The following is an 18,349-nucleotide window of genomic DNA, read 5'->3' as shown; positions in this document are numbered from 1 at the left end:
TGCTGCTTTAACCCATTTTTATTTTAAGGTGTTCGCTCGCAATTGCAAGATTGCCGAATGCCAAGTTTCTATGTGTGAAAACACAACCTGAGGGGTGAATAAGTTGGCAGGTAAAGTGATTCAAAGTGGCCGACACCGCCAGCGTCGTACGTATTCACGTATTAACGAAGTGCTGGGCCTTCCAAATCTCATCGAGATTCAGCAAAAGTCCTACCAATGGTTCCTTGATGAGGGGCTCCGTGAGATGTTCCAAGACATTTCGCCAATCCAGGACTTCACCGGCAATCTCGTGCTGGAGTTTATCGACTACAGTTTGGGAGAGCCGAAGTACGATGTTGACGAGTCGAAAGAACGTGACGTCACCTATGCGGCGCCTCTGCGTGTGAAGGTACGTTTGTTGAACAAAGAGACGGGAGAAGTGAAGGAACAAGAAGTCTTCATGGGGGATTTCCCGCTCATGACCGAAACGGGAACCTTCATTATTAATGGTGCTGAGCGCGTAATCGTCAGCCAGCTTGTTCGTTCCCCCAGTGTATATTACAACACCAAAGTGGACAAAAACGGCAAGCAGACGTTTACAGCTACGGTAATCCCGAACCGGGGTGCGTGGCTGGAGCTGGAGACCGATGCGAAAGACGTAATTTATGTCCGCATCGACCGTACGCGAAAAATCCCGGTAACGGTTCTTTTGCGTGCACTCGGCTTTGGTTCCGACATTGAGATTCTCAACTTGCTGGGTGAAGATGAGTACATCAAGAACACGCTGGAAAAAGACAACACCGATTCTACAGAAAAAGCGCTCATTGAAATTTACGAGCGTCTGCGTCCGGGCGAGCCGCCTACTGTCGAAAACGCGAAGAGCCTCTTGATCTCTCGCTTCTTCGATCCAAAGCGTTATGACCTGGCATCTGTAGGTCGTTACAAAATGAACAAGAAGCTACATCTGAAAAACCGTCTGTACAACCAGCGCCTGGCTGAGACATTGGTCGATACCACCACAGGTGAAATTTTCGCCGAAGCGGGTCAAATGATTGACCGTCGTCTACTGGATCGCATCCTGCCAGCGCTTGAAGGCAACGTCGGCTATCTGGACGTTCGCACGCATGGCGGCGTTTTGGAAGAGGATACGATTCGTCTGCAATCCATCAATATTTTCTCTCCGATTGAAGATGGCAAGATCATCAAGGTAATCGGAAACGGGAACGTAGATAAATCTGTCAAGCATATTACGCCGGCGGACATCGTAGCGGCGATCAACTACTTCATGAACCTGCTGCACGGTGTCGGTTCCACGGACGATATTGACCACTTGGGCAACCGTCGTCTGCGTTCCGTGGGTGAGCTTTTGCAAAACCAGTTCCGTATCGGTTTGTCCCGTATGGAACGCGTGGTGCGCGAGCGCATGTCCATTCAGGATCAGAACCAGATTACGCCGCAGGCTCTGATTAACATCCGTCCAGTGATCGCGTCGCTGAAGGAGTTCTTCGGAAGCTCGCAGCTTTCCCAGTTCATGGACCAGACGAACCCGTTGGCCGAACTGACGCACAAACGCCGTCTGTCCGCTCTCGGACCGGGTGGTTTGACGCGTGAGCGCGCAGGCTTCGAAGTCCGCGACGTTCACCATTCTCACTATGGCCGTATGTGTCCGATTGAGACGCCGGAGGGTCCGAACATCGGTTTGATTAACTCGCTGTCGTCCTTTGCGCGCATCAACGACTACGGTTTCATCGAAACACCGCGCCGCAAGGTAGACCCGGAAACAGGCTTTGTTCTGAACGACATCGTCTATCTGACTGCGGATGAAGAAGACGTGTTCAACGTGGCGCAGGCGAACCAGCCTCTCGATGAGGATGGCCGCTTTGTCAACGACATGGTTATCTGCCGTCGTAAAGGCGAGATCTTGAGCGTGCCGCGCGACAAGGTAGACTTCATGGACGTATCGCCGAAGCAGGTTGTATCCGTGGCGACCGCGCTCATTCCGTTCCTGGAGAACGATGACGCGAACCGCGCGCTGATGGGTTCCAACATGCAGCGGCAGGCCGTTCCGCTTTTGATTCCACAAGCGCCGTTCGTCGGTACTGGTATGGAACACAAAGCAGCGCAAGACTCCGGTGTGGCGATCGTCGCGAAGCATCCGGGCCAGGTTGAGCGCGTAACGGCTCGCGAAATCTGGGTTCGCCGCTACAAAGAAATCGACGGCAAGAAAGTAGCCGGAGACATCGACAAATACAAATTGCACAAGTTCATCCGTTCCAACCAAGGTACTTGCATCAACCAGCGCCCGATCGTAAGACGCGGAGACTGGATTGAAAAAGGCGATATCATTGGTGACGGTCCATCCACCGAAAAAGGTGAATTGGCACTGGGACGTAACGTAATCGTCGCGTTTATGACGTGGGAAGGTTACAACTACGAGGATGCGATTCTCCTTAGCGAGAAGCTTGTGAAGGATGACGTTTACACGTCGATCCATATTGAAGAATACGAGTCCGAAGCTCGCGACACCAAACTGGGTCCAGAGGAAATCACCCGCGATATTCCAAACGTCGGGGAAGACGCTCTGAAAAACCTGGATGAGCGCGGTATTATCCGCGTCGGTGCGGAGATCCAGGACGGCGATATCCTCGTTGGTAAAGTAACGCCTAAAGGGGTTACCGAGCTGACTGCGGAAGAACGCCTCCTGCACGCTATCTTCGGGGAAAAAGCTCGTGAAGTTCGCGATACATCCCTGCGCGTGCCGCACGGTGGTTCCGGTATTGTTGTAGACGTAAAAGTATTTACGCGTGAGAACGGCGACGAGCTGCCTCCAGGCGTAAACCAGCTCGTACGTGTCTATATCGCCCAAAAACGGAAAATTTCCGTGGGTGATAAAATGGCCGGACGACATGGTAACAAAGGGGTTATCGCGCGGATCATGCCAGAAGAGGATATGCCATTCCTCCCAGACGGCTCTCCGGTTGAAATCGTCCTGAACCCGCTCGGCGTACCTTCGCGTATGAACATCGGTCAGGTATTGGAGACGCACCTGGGTATGGCGGCGAAGCTTCTCGGCATCCACGTGGCGACACCTGTATTCGACGGTGCCCGTCAGGCGGAAGTATTCGAGACGTTGGAAGAGGCTGGCCTCGACCGCGATGGTAAAACCATTTTGTACGATGGACGTACAGGTGAACCGTTCGATCGTCGTGTAACGGTCGGATGCGTATACATGCTGAAACTGGCTCACTTGGTGGATGACAAAATCCACGCTCGTTCTACTGGTCCATACTCTCTCGTTACCCAGCAGCCATTGGGTGGTAAAGCCCAGTTCGGCGGACAGCGTTTCGGGGAGATGGAGGTTTGGGCATTGGAAGCTTACGGTGCAGCCTACACCTTGCAGGAAATCCTCACCGTCAAGTCGGATGACGTCGTGGGCCGTGTGAAAACGTACGAAGCGATTGTCAAAGGTGAAAACGTACCAGAGCCAGGTGTTCCTGAATCGTTCAAGGTTCTTATCAAGGAACTGCAAAGCTTGGGTATGGACGTGAAGATCCTGTCCGGTGACGAGCAGGAGATTGAAATGCGAGAAATGGAAGACGAGGATGAAGGCAACGGTGAAAAACTGAACCTCGTTCTCGAAGGTGGAAGCTTGAACGACGAGTAAGATTCCGGTACAAAGGGAGGTAACGCCCTGTGATAGACGTGAACAACTTCGAATATATGAAGATCGGCTTGGCTTCCCCCGATAAGATCCGTTCGTGGTCTTTCGGGGAAGTGAAAAAGCCAGAGACGATCAACTACCGCACACTGAAACCGGAAAAAGACGGCTTGTTCTGCGAACGCATCTTTGGACCGACCAAGGACTGGGAGTGCCATTGCGGTAAGTACAAGCGTGTACGTTATAAAGGTGTAGTGTGCGACCGTTGCGGCGTGGAAGTGACCCGCGCCAAAGTACGGCGTGAGCGCATGGGGCATATTGAGCTGGCTGCCCCAGTTTCTCACATCTGGTATTTCAAAGGGATTCCAAGCCGCATGGGCTTGGTGCTCGACATGTCCCCGCGTTCCCTGGAAGAAGTTATCTACTTCGCTTCTTATGTAGTAACCGATCCAGGTGACACACCACTCGATAAAAAGCAGTTGCTCTCGGAAAAGGAGTACCGCAACTATCGGGAGAAATACGGCCACTCTTTCCAAGCGATGATGGGGGCGGAGGCGATCAAGCGCCTGCTCGCGGAAATCGATCTGGACAAAGACGTGGAAATGCTGAAGGAAGACCTGAAAACAGCACAAGGCCAACGTCGCAACCGCGCGATCAAGCGCCTGGAAGTGCTGGAGGCATTCCGCAACTCCGGCAACCACCCGGATTGGATGGTTCTGGACGTTTTGCCGGTAATCCCGCCAGAGCTTCGTCCGATGGTTCAGTTGGATGGTGGACGTTTTGCCACTTCCGACCTGAACGATCTGTACCGTCGCGTAATCAACCGGAATAACCGTCTGAAGCGCCTGCTCGAACTGGGTGCTCCTGACATTATCGTACAAAACGAAAAACGGATGCTGCAGGAAGCGGTAGACGCGCTCATCGACAACGGCCGCCGCGGTCGTCCGGTGACTGGCCCAGGTAATCGTCCGCTGAAATCTCTCAGCCACATGCTGAAAGGTAAACAAGGACGTTTCCGCCAAAACCTGCTCGGTAAGCGTGTTGACTACTCCGGACGTTCCGTTATCGTTGTAGGACCTAACCTGAAGATGTACCAGTGCGGTCTGCCAAAAGAAATGGCGCTGGAACTTTTTAAACCGTTCGTGATGAAAGAGCTGGTTTCCAAAGGACTCGCTCACAACATCAAGAGCGCCAAGCGCAAGGTAGAGCGCGTTCAGCCTGAAGTATGGGACGTTCTTGAAGACGTCATTCGCGAGCATCCAGTGCTTCTGAACCGTGCCCCCACCTTGCACCGTCTGGGTATCCAGGCTTTCGAACCGGTACTGGTTGAAGGCCGCGCGATCCGTCTGCATCCGCTCGTTTGTACAGCGTACAACGCGGACTTCGACGGTGACCAGATGGCGGTTCACGTTCCGCTGTCTGCAGAGGCGCAGGCGGAAGCCCGTATTCTCATGCTGGCAGCGCAAAACATCTTGAACCCGAAAGACGGTAAACCAGTAGTAACGCCATCCCAGGACATGGTGCTTGGTTCTTACTATCTGACACTGGAACGTGAAGGCGACAAAGGCGAGGGTACGATTTATCGCGATCCTCACGATGCGATTGCCGCTTACCAGCAAGGCTTTATCAGCCTGCATACGCGCATCGCTCTGCCAGCGAAGCGCCTGAACAAAACCAGCTTTACCGAGCGCCAGCAGAACGCGCTCATCGTAACAACGGTCGGGAAAGTGATCTTCAACGAAATCTTCCCGCCAGAGCTGCCGTACATCAACGTACCAACCAAAGCGAACCTGCAAAACATGGTTCCTGACGAATACTTTATTTTCGATAAAGGCGTCAACGTTACCGAGTTCATCAAGAACCTGCCTGATCCGGGCGCGGTGAAAAAAGGCTTCTTGGGAACGATCATTTCCGAGTGCTTCCGTCGCTTCGGTACGATGAAAACGTCCATGATCCTCGACAAGATCAAGGAACTGGGCTTCACGTACTCGACAAAAGCCGGTATTACCATCGCGGTAGCGGACATTGCCGTACCAGAGAAGAAGAAAGACATTCTGGAAGAAGCGGATAAAAAGGTTGCAACCGTCATGACGCAGTTCCGTCGCGGTCTGATTACCGAAGACGAGCGTTACGACCGTGTCATCTCGATCTGGTCCAAAGCCAAGGACGAAGTAACCGACGTACTCATGAAGTCCATGGACAAATTCAATGCGATCTTCATGATGGCGAACTCCGGTGCCCGCGGTAACGTGTCCCAGATCACACAGCTCGCTGGTATGCGCGGTCTGATGGCGAACCCGTCCGGCCGAATCATCGAGTTGCCGATCAAATCCAACTTCCGTGAAGGTCTGACCGTATTGGAGTACTTTATCTCCACGCACGGTGCGCGGAAAGGTCTCGCCGATACGGCGCTGCGTACTGCGGACTCGGGTTACTTGACCCGTCGTCTCGTAGACGTTGCTCAAGACGTGATCGTCCGCGAAAAAGATTGCGGTACGGATAAAGGGATCCGTGTTACAGCGATCAAGGATGGCCGGGAAGAAATCGAGAAGCTGTCTGACCGTCTGGTTGGACGTACATGCTTTGAGACATTGCGCCATCCGGAAACAAACGAAGTCATCGTCGGCCGCAACGAGGAAATTACTGAAGAAGTTGCCGAGTATATCGAAAAAGTGGGCATCACAAGTGTCTACATCCGCAACGTACTCGCTTGCCGCACCAGCCATGGTGTCTGCAAACTGTGCTACGGACGCAACCTGGCAACCGGAGCCGAGGTGGAAGTGGGAGAAGCGGTTGGTATTATCGCCGCTCAGTCCATTGGTGAGCCTGGTACCCAGCTGACCATGCGTACCTTCCATACCGGTGGGGTTGCCGGAGACGATATTACCCAAGGTTTGCCGCGTATTCAAGAGCTGTTTGAAGCGCGCAATCCAAAAGGTCAGGCCGTTATTTCCGAAATCGACGGGGAAGTTGTCGACATTCGCGAAGGCAAGGACCGTCGTGAAATCGAAGTTCGCGGGGAAGCGGAAAGCAAAGTGTACTCTGCTCCATACGGTGCGCGTATCAAGGTATCTGTCGGTACCAAGCTGAGTGCCGGTGACGAGCTCACGGAAGGTTCCGTAGACCCGAAAGAAATGCTCAAAGTTCGCGGCATGCGCGGCGTTTCCAACTACATTTTGCAAGAGGTACAAAAAGTTTACCGCATGCAGGGTGTAGAAATTAACGACAAGCACGTTGAGGTTATGATCCGTCAGATGCTCCGCAAGCTGCGCGTCATCGACAGCGGAGACACAGACCTCCTGCCAGGCTCCTATGTGGAAGTTCCGGAGTTTGAGCAAGCGAACGCAAAAGTTCTCCTCGAAGGCAAAAACCCGGCAGTAGGCCGTCCGGTTCTTTTGGGGATTACAAAAGCATCCCTGGAAACCGACTCTTTCCTGTCGGCAGCTTCGTTCCAGGAGACGACTCGCGTTCTTACCGATGCAGCGATCAAAGGAAAAGTGGATCGCCTGCTTGGCCTGAAAGAAAACGTGATTATCGGGAAACTCGTTCCGGCAGGTACCGGTATGTCCCGTTATCGCAATGTAAAAGTAGCTAGTCAGGTTGATTACGAAGCAGAACAGGAAGCTCTGAAAGCAGAGCAGGAAGCAGTTTCTGTCGAGTAATAACAGGAGTGGCGCCCGTCAAAATTTGGTGGGCGCCTTCCTGAATAAAAATATGAGCTGGGCGTTGACAACAACTGACCCACCTGATATTATATTCAAGTGTGCCTGACATCTGTACTTTGGAGGATATGAGAATCATGTCTTATGAAAAAGTAGAGCGGGCCAAGGAGTTGACGATCGGTATCAAGCAAACGATGAAAGCCGTGGAAAACCTCCAGGTTGAAGCAGTTTACATCGCGGCTGATGCTGACAGACGTTTGACCCAAAAAGTCGAGCTCCTTTGCAAAGAGAAGGGTGTTCCAGTCATTCATGTAGATTCCATGCGCCGGTTAGGCAAAGCGTGCGGAATTGAAGTGGGAGCGGCTACCGCTGCGATTAAGAAAAGTGGTTAACGATGTTTTTGTCTGTTACGCAGTGCGTAAAAGGTGGACAAGAACTTTCTATTTGGCCTAAAAATGACTCACCTGGATCTGTGGTCTTGAAGATTGGGTATTAAGAAGGGAGGTAACATCATGCCTACAATTAACCAATTGGTGCGTAAAGGTCGCGAGGACAAGGTTGTGAAGTCGAAGTCCCCAGCTCTGCAAAAAGGGTACAACAGCTTCAAGAAAAGCCAAACCAACCAAAGCTCTCCTCAAAAACGTGGTGTTTGCACGCGTGTAGGTACCATGACTCCGAAAAAACCGAACTCCGCGTTGCGTAAATACGCTCGTGTGCGTTTGACTAACGGAATCGAGGTAACAGCTTACATCGGTGGTATTGGCCACAACCTGCAAGAGCATAGCGTCGTGCTGGTGCGCGGCGGTCGTGTAAAAGACTTGCCAGGGGTACGCTACCATATCGTTCGTGGTGCACTTGACACTGCAGGCGTTAACAACCGTAAACAAGGTCGTTCCAAATACGGTACAAAACGTCCAAAACCAGGTCAAGCGGCTGCAGCAGCGAAAAAGAAATAAGAAAAACGCCTGTGAAGTGGCGTGAATTTATACCGAAAAGAAGGAGGGAATACGATGCCTCGTAAAGGTCCTGTAACCCGTCGTGACGTGTTGCCTGATCCTATTTACAACAGCAAGCTGGTTACTCGTTTGATTAACCGCCTGATGTTGGATGGCAAACGCGGTGTAGCGCAAAATATTCTCTACAACGCATTCACCATCATTCAGGAGCGCACTGGTCGCAACCCGATGGAAGTGTTTGAAGAAGCACTGAAAAACGTAATGCCTGTACTGGAAGTTAAAGCTCGCCGTGTAGGTGGTGCTAACTACCAAGTACCAATCGAAGTAAAACCGGAGCGCCGTACTACTCTTGGTTTGCGTTGGCTGGTTAACTACTCCCGTAGCCGTGGAGAGAAAACCATGGAACAACGTCTGGCTAACGAGATCATGGACGCAGCTAACAACACCGGTGCAGCAGTTAAAAAGCGTGAAGACACGCACAAGATGGCTGAAGCGAACAAAGCGTTTGCTCACTATCGCTGGTAGGAAATTGAATCGGGTGTCCGTTTTGGATACCCGTTTATTCAAAAACTCGAGTATGGAAGGAGCATACCTGAATGGCTCGCGAGTTCTCTTTGCCGAATACGCGTAATATCGGTATCATGGCTCACATCGATGCTGGTAAGACGACAACGACTGAGCGTATTCTGTTCTACACCGGTCGCGTTCACAAGATTGGTGAGGTGCACGAAGGTGCAGCAACCATGGACTGGATGGAACAAGAGCAAGAGCGCGGTATCACCATCACTTCGGCTGCTACTACCGCTCAATGGAATGGCCATCGTATTAACATCATCGACACGCCAGGCCACGTAGACTTCACTGTAGAAGTTGAGCGCTCCCTGCGCGTTCTTGACGGTGCTGTAACCGTTTTTGACGCAAAAGGTGGCGTTGAGCCGCAAACCGAAACCGTATGGCGCCAAGCTGACCGCTACGGCGTACCGCGTATGTGCTACATCAACAAAATGGATATCTTGGGCGCTAACTTTGATATGTGCTTGGAGCAGATCAAAACTCGTCTGGGTGCAAATCCAGTAGCAGTTCAATATCCAATCGGAGCAGAAGACCAATTCAAAGGTATGGTTGACCTGATCGAAATGAAGGCAATCATCTATACCGATGACCTGGGCAAAACTTCCGATGCTACCGAAATCCCTGCTGAGCTGAAAGACAAGTGCGAAGAGCTGCGTCTGGCACTGGTTGAAGCGGCTGCGGAACAAGACGAAGAGCTGATGATGAAGTACTTGGAAGGCGAAGAGCTGACCAACGACGAAATCCGTGCGGCTCTGCGCAAAGGTACCATTGAGTGCAAACTGACTCCTGTAATGTGCGGATCTTCCTACCGTAACAAAGGTGTTCAGCCTATGCTGGACAACGTTGTTCGTTATCTGCCATCTCCAGTAGACATCCCTGCAATCAAAGGTACTTTGCCTGACACTGAAGATGAAGTTGAACGTCCTGCAGACGACAACGGTCCGTTCTCTGCTCTTGCCTTCAAGATCATGACTGACCCGTACGTAGGCCGTCTGACCTTCTTCCGCGTTTACTCCGGCGTACTGAACTCCGGTTCTTACGTTCTGAACTCCACAAAAGGTAAACGCGAACGTGTAGGTCGTATCCTGCAAATGCACGCAAACCACCGCGAAGAGATCCAAACGGTTTACTCCGGTGACATCGCTGCGGCTGTAGGTTTGAAAGATACGACAACTGGTGATACTCTGTGTGATGAAAAGGCTCCTGTAATCCTCGAGTCTATGGAATTCCCAGAGCCAGTTATCTCTGTTGCGATCGAACCAAAATCCAAAGCAGACCAAGACAAGATGGGTATCGGCCTGTCCAAACTGGCTGAAGAGGATCCAACGTTCAGAACCCGCACAGACGAAGAGACTGGTCAAACAATCATCTCCGGTATGGGTGAGCTTCACCTGGAGATCATCGTTGACCGTCTGAAACGCGAATTTAAAGTCGAGTCGAACGTAGGTGCTCCACAAGTAGCTTACCGTGAAACATTCCGTAAAGCTGCGAAAGTGGAAGGTAAATTCGTTCGTCAGTCCGGTGGTCGTGGTCAATACGGTCACGTTTGGGTGGAGTTCGAACCACTCGAACCAGGACAAGGCTTCCAATTCGAAAACAAAATCGTCGGTGGTGTGGTACCGCGCGAATACATCCCTGCTGTACAAGCGGGTATCGAAGAAGCGATGAAAAATGGTGTTCTCGCCGGCTTCCCGCTGGTTGACATCAAAGCTACGATCGTAGACGGTAGCTACCATGATGTCGACTCCTCCGAGATGGCGTTTAAAGTAGCAGGTTCTCTCGCTCTGAAAGAAGCTGCGAAAAAATGTGGCGCTGTATTGCTCGAGCCAATCATGAAAGTAGAAGTTACAATGCCGGAAGAGTACATGGGCGACGTAATGGGCGACCTGAACTCCCGCCGCGGTCGTATCGAAGGTATGGAAGCTCGTGCGAATGCACAAGTAATCCGTGCGATGGTACCACTGTCCGAGATGTTCGGTTACTCCACAGTTCTTCGTTCCCGTACCCAAGGCCGTGGCGTTTACTCCATGGTGATCGACCACTACGAAGAAGTACCTAAATTCATCGCTGAAGAGATCATTAAGAAATCGAAAGGCGAATAATTTACGGTTCCGCTTTATCTTGAATCAGGAAAGGTTTACAATGTTTAAGGTACAACCCTTGATAGGGTAAACCTTTCTTACCTATAAAACCCTTATCATTTAAGGAGGCTTTAGCTCTCATGGCAAAAGAAAAATTTGAGCGTAATAAACCACACGTTAACATCGGTACCATCGGTCACGTTGACCACGGTAAAACTACCCTGACTGCTGCGATCACTACTGTATTGGCGCAACAAGGTAAAGCAAAAGCTATGGCTTATGACAGCATCGATGCTGCTCCAGAAGAAAAAGAGCGCGGTATCACCATCAACACCGCTCACGTTGAGTACGAAACTGAAAACCGTCACTATGCTCACGTTGACTGCCCTGGTCACGCTGACTACGTGAAAAACATGATTACCGGTGCTGCTCAAATGGACGGCGCTATCCTGGTTGTATCCGCGGCTGACGGCCCAATGCCACAAACTCGCGAACACATCCTGCTGTCCCGCCAAGTAGGCGTACCTTACATCGTAGTATTCATGAACAAATGCGACATGGTAGACGATGAAGAGTTGCTCGAACTGGTTGAAATGGAAATCCGTGACCTGCTCTCCCAATACGAGTTCCCAGGCGACGATATCCCAGTAATCAAAGGTTCCGCTAAAGAAGCTCTCGACAACCCAACTGGCGAATGGGCTCAAAAAGTTGTTGAACTGATGGACGCTGTTGACAACTACATCCCAACTCCTGAGCGCGCAACTGACAAGCCTTTCCTGATGCCAGTTGAGGACGTGTTCACAATCACTGGTCGTGGTACAGTTGCTACTGGCCGTGTAGAGCGCGGTATCGTTAAAGTCGGTGACCAAGTAGAAATCGTTGGTCTGGCTGAAGAAACTCGCTCCACAACTGTAACTGGTGTTGAGATGTTCCGCAAATTGCTGGATCAAGCTCAAGCTGGTGACAACATCGGTGCCCTGCTGCGCGGTGTTGAGCGTAAAGACATCGAGCGTGGACAATGCTTGGCGAAACCAGGTTCCGTTAAGCCTTACACCAAGTTCAAAGCAGAAGTTTACGTTCTGTCCAAAGAAGAGGGCGGACGTCACACTCCTTTCTTTGCTAACTACCGTCCACAATTCTACTTCCGTACAACTGACGTAACAGGTATCATCCAACTGCCAGAAGGCGTTGAAATGATTATGCCTGGCGACAACACTGAGTTCACCGTTGAACTGATCGCTCCAGTAGCGATGGAACAAGGTACTCGCTTCGCGATCCGCGAAGGTGGCCGTACAGTAGGCGCTGGCGTTGTAGCTTCTATCGACGCGTAAGATTTACTGATACGTACAAAAACCCGACAGCATTTGTTGTCGGGTTTTTCTTTTTGTATGACAGGGTCTCATCAATTTTCTGCATCGTTCCCATCAAAATGATTCAATAAGCCGGCGACTGGCCGTGTGCTACAATACGATCAGTGGATGGGGGATAGAGAAATGCAAAACAAGGAGAAGTTGTTGTTTTTCATGCTGATCGGCGTTGTCACGCTTTGGGGCTTGAACGTGGTAATGGTGAAATACCTCGCCACGTTTCCGCCGCTCTACGTTGCTGCGATTCGGATGACGGTAGCGGGAGTATGCCTGGCACCTATTATTTATAAATACAAAACGAATCTGCGTTTGAAAAAAGGCGACTGGCTGCTGATCGCGGGTGTGGGAGCCAGCTCGATTGCGCTGCACCAGATCACTCTGGCGGCAGGCGTCCAGACGACAACGGCAGGCAACGCTTCGCTGATTTTGGGGTTGAATCCTTTGGCGACAGCTTTGCTGGCGATGATCTTTCTCGGCGAAGCCATGTCGTGGCAAAAAGGGCTCGGTATTGGCGTAGGCTTTGCGGGAGTGCTGATTGTGGTCATTTCCCAGCACGGAGGTTTTCATATGAACGGCTGGGGCGACGCCATCATGTTTTTCTCCATGCTCATGTATGTAACAGGAGGCTTGCTGATCCGCAAGCTGGTTGTCCGCGGAGTGCCTGTGCTGCTGATTACGGCCTTGTCGCAAATGTTCGGGATCGTCTTTTTGTGGGCGGCAGCGCTCGTGCAACAGCCGGCATCGTACTATTTTTCCCTGGAGGTATCGCCGTTCCAGTGGCTGGTGATCTTCGTCTCAGGCGCACTTTCCACCGCGCTCGGCTCGGTCGGCTGGAACTACGGCATCCGCCAACTGGGAGCCAGCCGAACAGCCGTATTTTTGAACGGAATGCCAATGGCCAGCCTGCTGTTCGCCGCACTGTTTCTCGGAGAGCAACTGAAGCTCGTGCACGTGCTCGCGCTGTTTATGATTGTAGGTGGGGTGTACCTCGGTTCGCGCAATTTGGTTAAGCCGACCCCGGTTCCATCCAAAGCAGCTCCCGAACTAACGACAAAAGCGTAGGATATCCTACGCTTTTTCTTCTTGGTCCCACTTGTTCACCATATGATAAGCAGTCAAACGCAGCCGCTCAAAAATTTGTTCCCGAAGCTCGCCTTTCAGCCCGGTTTTGTCCATGGCGGTTTTCATACAAGCCAGCCAGGCTTCCGCTTGGACAGGGCCGATCGGAAAGCGCATGTGGCGTGCGCGCAGCATCGGATGCCCGTGGCGCTCTGTATAGAGAGCCGGGCCGCCGAGAAACTGTGTGAGAAACTGATATTGGCGTTCTTTTACTTCCGTGAAGTCTTCAGGGAAAAGGGGAGCAAGATCGGGGTGCCGGGCAACCAGATCGTAAAAGGCATCAACAAGACGAGCCAACGTATCGGCCCCGCCAATCATTTCATACGGAGTGCGAATGGCTTCAGACATACAGACAGCCTCCTTTGCTTAGACAGCTCATTCCTTAGTATAACGTCTTCTTTCTATTATAGATAGGACGGGAGGAAGTTGGCAGGTAATCCCGCTTGCCTTTCTGCCGGGAAATCAGTAATATGGACGAGGTGAGTCTTTCAGTAGGCTCGCGTGTACAAAAAATGTGCGGGAGACCAAGAAATCACTTGCGTTGCCCAGATATTTTTAGTACAATATTGAATGTTGGTCATGGACTTGCGATGATGTGGGAGGTTGCTGACACACCCGGCCCCTTTGCCATGACCGGGGTGCAGGATATTTCCACGGAGAAATGTCTGTTTAATAAATGGGCGAAAAAGGAGGGACTAAAATGGCAAAGCAAAAGATTCGTATTCGTTTGAAGGCGTATGATCACAAAATCCTCGATCAATCCGCAGAGAAAATCGTGGACACAGCGAAGCGTTCCGGAGCAAACGTATCCGGCCCAATCCCGCTTCCGACCGAGAAAGCAGTTTATACGATCCTGCGTGCGGTGCACAAGTACAAAGATTCTCGCGAGCAATTCGAGATGCGTACTCACAAACGTTTGATCGACATCTTGAACCCTACACCACAAACAGTAGATGCTTTGATGCGTCTGGATCTGCCATCCGGTGTAGACATCGAGATCAAACTGTAAGGTCCCAAAAAGCGATACACGCGCAGACGTTGTCTTGATAAGCGTGTTATACCAAGCAACAAACCCTTAAAATGGCACCCCTGCGCATCGGTGGGGACTTGATACAACATAAAAACGTTTTTTTACTGAAATAAGCACAGGAGGTGGCACAAATGACCAAAGGAATCTTAGGGAAAAAACTTGGCATGACTCAAGTTTTTGGTCCAAACGGAACAGCGATCGCTGTAACGGTTATCGAAGCAGGTTCTAACGTGGTTCTTCAAAAGAAAGATGTGGAGAACGATGGCTACGAAGCGATTCAAATCGGCTTCGAAGACAAAAAAGAACAGCGCGCTAACAAGCCGGAAAAAGGACATGCAGCAAAAGCTAACACTGCTCCTAAGCGCTTCATTCGCGAAATTCGCGGAGTTAACCTCGCTGATTACGAGGTTGGTCAAGAGTTGAAAGTAGACATTTTTGCCGAGGGAGACATCGTTGACGTGTCTGGCGTAACCAAGGGTAAAGGTTTCCAAGGTGCGATCAAACGTCACAACCAATCCCGCGGTCCTATGGCTCACGGTTCGCGCTACCATCGCGGTCCTGGTTCCATGGGTGCTGTCGCTCCAAACCGCGTTTTCAAAGGTCAAACCCTGCCAGGACAAATGGGTGGCGACAAGGTAACCATCCAAAATCTGGAAGTAATTAAAGTAGATGCTGCTCGCAACCTGATTCTCGTAAAAGGCTCCGTGCCTGGTCCGAAAAACAGTTGTGTACTGGTATCGACGGCAGTCAAGAAACACTAAGGAAAGGAGGAACTGACATGCCGAAAGTAGCTCTTTATAACCAAACTGGTTCTCAAGTTGGCGAAATCGAATTGGCAGATAGCGTATTCGGGATTGAGCCTAACAACGCTGTTCTGTACGATGCGATCGTGATGCAACAAGCATCCCAACGTCAAGGAACACACGATGTAAAGAACCGTTCTGAAGTACGTGGCGGTGGCCGCAAGCCATGGCGCCAAAAAGGTACAGGTCGCGCACGCCAAGGTTCCATTCGCTCTCCGCAATGGAAAGGTGGCGGTGTTGTATTCGGTCCAACTCCGCGCAAATACGGTTACAAACTGAACCGTAAAGTTCGCCGTCTGGCTCTGAAATCCGCACTGTCCGCGAAAGTACAAAACAACGAACTCCTGGTTCTGGATGCATTGAACTTCGCAGCTCCTAAAACCAAGGAAATGACCGCTGTTTTGAACAACCTGAAAGTAGATCGCAAAGTTCTGATCGTAACTTCCGAGTTCGATCAAAACGTAGCTCTCTCTTCCCGTAACATCCCAGGTGCTAAATTTGTAGATGCTGCAGGCATTAACGTTCTGGATCTGGTAGCGCATGACAAAGTAATCGTGACGAAAGACGCGGTTGCGAAAGTAGAGGAGGTGCTCGCATAATGAAGAGCCTTCATGACGTCCTTAAGCGCCCTGTCATTACCGAGCGCACCACTGATATGATGGCTGAGAAGAAGTACGTTTTCGAAGTACCTCTCAAAGCCAACAAAACCGAAATCAAGCAAGCTGTTGAAAAAGTGTTCGGCGTGAAAGTAGAAGCAGTTAACACTATCCGTGTCCCTGCTAAACCAAAACGCTACGGAAAATACTCCGGTTACACATCCGAGTGGAAGAAAGCAATCGTTAAGCTGACTGATGACAGCAAAGAACTGGCCTTCTACGAGGGAGTATAACCTCGACGACTACCGAAAAGGAGGGTATTAACATGGGTATCAAAAAGTTTAAACCGACTTCTCCTGGTCGTCGCCAAATGACGGTTTCTACTTTCGAGGAGATCACTACGTCGACTCCCGAAAAATCCTTGCTGGCGCCTCTTAGCAAAAAAGCTGGTCGCAACAACCAAGGTAGAATTACCGTACGTCATCAAGGTGGCGGTCATAAACGTAAATACCGTATTATCGACTTCAAGCGTAACAAAGACGGCATCGTAGGTCGCGTAGCTACTATCGAATACGATCCAAACCGTTCCGCTAACATCGCACTTATCAACTACGTTGATGGTGAAAAACGTTACATCCTCGCTCCTCACAACCTGAAAGTTGGAGATGAGATCATTTCCGGAGCAGATGCCGACATCAAAATCGGTAACGCGCTGCCGCTGGAAAAAATCCCGGTAGGTACTACCATCCACAACATCGAGCTGAAACCAGGCAAAGGTGGCCAACTGGTTCGCGCTGCTGGTGCTTCCGCTCAACTGTTGGGTCGTGATGGTGAGTTCGTAATCGTTCGCCTGTCTTCCGGTGAGACTCGCCGCATCCACAACGTATGCCGCGCTACTATCGGTCAAGTAGGTAACCTCGATCACGAACTGCTGAACATCGGTAAAGCAGGACGTTCCCGCTGGTTGGGTATTCGTCCAACTGTTCGCGGTAGCGTAATGAACCCGAACGATCACCCACACGGTGGTGGTGAAGGTCGCGCTCCAATCGGTCGTAAAGCACCTGTTACTCCTTGGGGTAAACCAACCCTGGGTCTCAAGACTCGCAAGAAGAAGAACAAGTCCGACCAATACATCATCCGCCGCCGCAAGAAGTAAGGTAGGCTGATACAATAACCGAACGCCTTTGGCGAAGGGAGGTTCACTAATGGGACGTAGCTTAAAAAAGGGTCCTTTCGTGGATGACCACTTGATGAAAAAAGTTGACGAGCAAAATGAAAAGAACGAGAAACGCGTGATCAAAACCTGGTCTCGTCGTTCCACCATCTTCCCTGAGTTCGTAGGACACACGTTTGCTGTATACGATGGTCGCAAACATGTTCCAGTATACGTATCGGAAGACATGGTTGGTCACAAATTGGGTGAGTTCGCACCAACTCGTACCTTCAAGGGTCACGTCGACAACGACAAGAAATCCAAGAAGCGCTAATTTTCTCTTGACAGAGAGGAGGTACAAAGATGGAAGCAAGAGCAGTTGCTCGCAATATTCGCATTGCGTCTCGTAAAGTCCGCCTGGTGGTTGACTTGATTAGAGGCAAGCAAGTAGGTGAAGCGTTGGCGATCTTGAAACACACGCCAAAAGCAGCTTCTCCAGTTGTTGAAAAGCTCCTGAAGTCGGCTATTGCAAACGCTGAGCACAACTACGAAATGGATCCAAACAGCCTGGTAGTTAGCAAAATCTTCGTGGACCAAGGTCCTACGTTGAAGCGTTTCCGTCCGCGCGCTATGGGTCGCGCAAGCCGCATCCATAAACGCACTAGCCACATCACAGTGGTACTAAACGAGAAATAAGGAGGGATTACGTGTGGGTCAAAAGGTAAGCCCGGTAGGTCTTCGGATCGGTGTCATTCGTGACTGGGAGTCCAAATGGTACGCTGACAAGGACTTCGCAACTCTGTTGCACGAAGACTTGAAAATCCGCAAGTTTGTAAAAGGGCGTCTGAAAGATGCTGCTGTATCCACTATCGAAATCGAACGCGCAGCTAATCGCGTGAACGTAACGATTCACACCGCTAAGCCTGGTATGGTAATTGGTAAAGGTGGGGCAGAGGTAGAAATTCTGCGCAAATCCTTGACTGATTTGACTGGCAAACGCGTTCATATCAATATCAACGAAGTAAAACGTCCGGATCTGGATGCTACTCTGGTAGCTGAAAACATCGCTCGTCAATTGGAAAACCGCATTTCTTTCCGTCGTGCGCAAAAGCAATCGATCACTCGTACGCTGCGTGCAGGTGCTAAAGGTATCAAAACCTTGGTAAGCGGTCGTCTTGGCGGCGCGGACATCGCACGTTCTGAAGGTTACAGCGAAGGTACTGTTCCGCTTCACACTCTGCGTGCCGACATCGACTACGGTACTGCTGAAGCTCATACCACATATGGTCGCATCGGTGTAAAAGTGTGGATCTACCGTGGAGAAGTCCTTCCAGCGAGAAAGAACGTCGCTACTGAGGAAGGAGGCAAGTAA

Annotated in this window: 17 protein-coding genes; 16 read left to right on the top strand and 1 reads right to left on the bottom strand. The window is 50.9% G+C overall.

Annotated features, from left to right (window positions below; translation table 11 throughout):
* Nucleotides 1–103: 103 nt before the first annotated feature.
* The 8 genes from rpoB (at nt 104) to AC3WQH_RS16930 (ending at nt 13,338) form a co-directional block, all read left to right on the top strand.
* On the top strand, nt 104–3,643 hold the full coding sequence (rpoB, locus tag AC3WQH_RS16965; protein ID WP_007787066.1) for a DNA-directed RNA polymerase subunit beta: 3,540 nt from the start codon (nt 104–106) through the stop codon (nt 3,641–3,643).
* 29 nt (nt 3,644–3,672) lie between these two features.
* Nucleotides 3,673–7,299 carry a DNA-directed RNA polymerase subunit beta' gene (gene rpoC / locus AC3WQH_RS16960; RefSeq protein ID WP_005828875.1) on the top strand — a complete coding sequence of 1,209 codons (3,627 nt, stop codon included), beginning with the start codon at nt 3,673–3,675 and terminating at the stop codon, nt 7,297–7,299.
* A gap of 137 nt (nt 7,300–7,436) precedes the next feature.
* The gene (locus tag AC3WQH_RS16955; RefSeq protein WP_005828874.1) at nt 7,437–7,691 is read left to right on the top strand and encodes a 50S ribosomal protein L7ae-like protein; all 255 of its coding nucleotides are present in this window, start codon (nt 7,437–7,439) and stop codon (nt 7,689–7,691) included.
* Nucleotides 7,692–7,811: 120 nt separating this feature from the next.
* A complete protein-coding gene (gene rpsL / locus AC3WQH_RS16950) occupies nt 7,812–8,255 on the top strand; it encodes a 30S ribosomal protein S12 (RefSeq protein ID WP_005828873.1) in 444 nt (147 codons plus the stop codon).
* Nucleotides 8,256–8,309: 54 nt separating this feature from the next.
* A complete protein-coding gene (rpsG, locus tag AC3WQH_RS16945; protein ID WP_005828872.1) occupies nt 8,310–8,780 on the top strand; it encodes a 30S ribosomal protein S7 in 471 nt (156 codons plus the stop codon).
* Nucleotides 8,781–8,851: 71 nt separating this feature from the next.
* Nucleotides 8,852–10,930 carry an elongation factor G gene (fusA, locus tag AC3WQH_RS16940; RefSeq protein ID WP_005828865.1) on the top strand — a complete coding sequence of 693 codons (2,079 nt, stop codon included), beginning with the start codon at nt 8,852–8,854 and terminating at the stop codon, nt 10,928–10,930.
* A 119-nt stretch (nt 10,931–11,049) separates the two neighbouring features.
* Nucleotides 11,050–12,240, top strand: coding sequence for an elongation factor Tu (gene tuf / locus AC3WQH_RS16935; RefSeq protein WP_005828864.1), 1,191 nt, complete (start codon nt 11,050–11,052; stop codon nt 12,238–12,240).
* A 162-nt stretch (nt 12,241–12,402) separates the two neighbouring features.
* Complete coding sequence (locus AC3WQH_RS16930; protein WP_005828862.1) at nt 12,403–13,338, top strand: DMT family transporter; 936 nt, start codon at nt 12,403–12,405, stop codon at nt 13,336–13,338.
* 6 nt (nt 13,339–13,344) lie between these two features.
* Here AC3WQH_RS16930 and AC3WQH_RS16925 read toward each other — a convergent pair whose 3' ends face one another.
* Nucleotides 13,345–13,743: a globin domain-containing protein gene (locus AC3WQH_RS16925; protein ID WP_492332168.1), complete on the bottom strand. Its 399-nt coding sequence runs from the start codon at nt 13,741–13,743 to the stop codon at nt 13,345–13,347.
* A 352-nt stretch (nt 13,744–14,095) separates the two neighbouring features.
* On the opposite strand from AC3WQH_RS16925, the gene rpsJ reads away from it, so the two are divergent.
* The 8 genes from rpsJ to rpsC all read left to right on the top strand — a co-directional run bounded on the left by rpsJ (nt 14,096) and on the right by rpsC (nt 18,349).
* Nucleotides 14,096–14,404: a 30S ribosomal protein S10 gene (gene rpsJ, locus AC3WQH_RS16920; RefSeq protein ID WP_005828858.1), complete on the top strand. Its 309-nt coding sequence runs from the start codon at nt 14,096–14,098 to the stop codon at nt 14,402–14,404.
* A 152-nt stretch (nt 14,405–14,556) separates the two neighbouring features.
* Nucleotides 14,557–15,186, top strand: a complete 630-nt coding sequence (gene rplC / locus AC3WQH_RS16915; protein WP_492332167.1) for a 50S ribosomal protein L3 — start codon at nt 14,557–14,559, stop codon at nt 15,184–15,186.
* A 17-nt stretch (nt 15,187–15,203) separates the two neighbouring features.
* A complete protein-coding gene (rplD, locus tag AC3WQH_RS16910) occupies nt 15,204–15,827 on the top strand; it encodes a 50S ribosomal protein L4 (RefSeq protein WP_005828851.1) in 624 nt (207 codons plus the stop codon).
* Nucleotides 15,827–16,117, top strand: a complete 291-nt coding sequence (rplW, locus tag AC3WQH_RS16905) for a 50S ribosomal protein L23 (RefSeq protein WP_005828849.1) — start codon at nt 15,827–15,829, stop codon at nt 16,115–16,117. Before rplD ends, rplW begins: the two co-directional genes overlap by 1 nt.
* Before the next feature lie 32 nt (nt 16,118–16,149).
* Nucleotides 16,150–16,980: a 50S ribosomal protein L2 gene (rplB, locus tag AC3WQH_RS16900; RefSeq protein WP_005828847.1), complete on the top strand. Its 831-nt coding sequence runs from the start codon at nt 16,150–16,152 to the stop codon at nt 16,978–16,980.
* 49 nt (nt 16,981–17,029) lie between these two features.
* Nucleotides 17,030–17,311, top strand: coding sequence for a 30S ribosomal protein S19 (rpsS, locus tag AC3WQH_RS16895; protein ID WP_005828846.1), 282 nt, complete (start codon nt 17,030–17,032; stop codon nt 17,309–17,311).
* Nucleotides 17,312–17,340: 29 nt separating this feature from the next.
* Entirely contained in the window at nt 17,341–17,673 is a 333-nt protein-coding gene (gene rplV, locus AC3WQH_RS16890) for a 50S ribosomal protein L22 (RefSeq protein WP_005828844.1), read from the top strand.
* Nucleotides 17,674–17,686: 13 nt separating this feature from the next.
* Entirely contained in the window at nt 17,687–18,349 is a 663-nt protein-coding gene (gene rpsC / locus AC3WQH_RS16885) for a 30S ribosomal protein S3 (protein WP_005828842.1), read from the top strand.

This window comes from Brevibacillus sp. FW301-21C12A, assembly GCF_058788915.1.
This window is presented reverse-complemented; position numbering and strand designations above follow the sequence as displayed.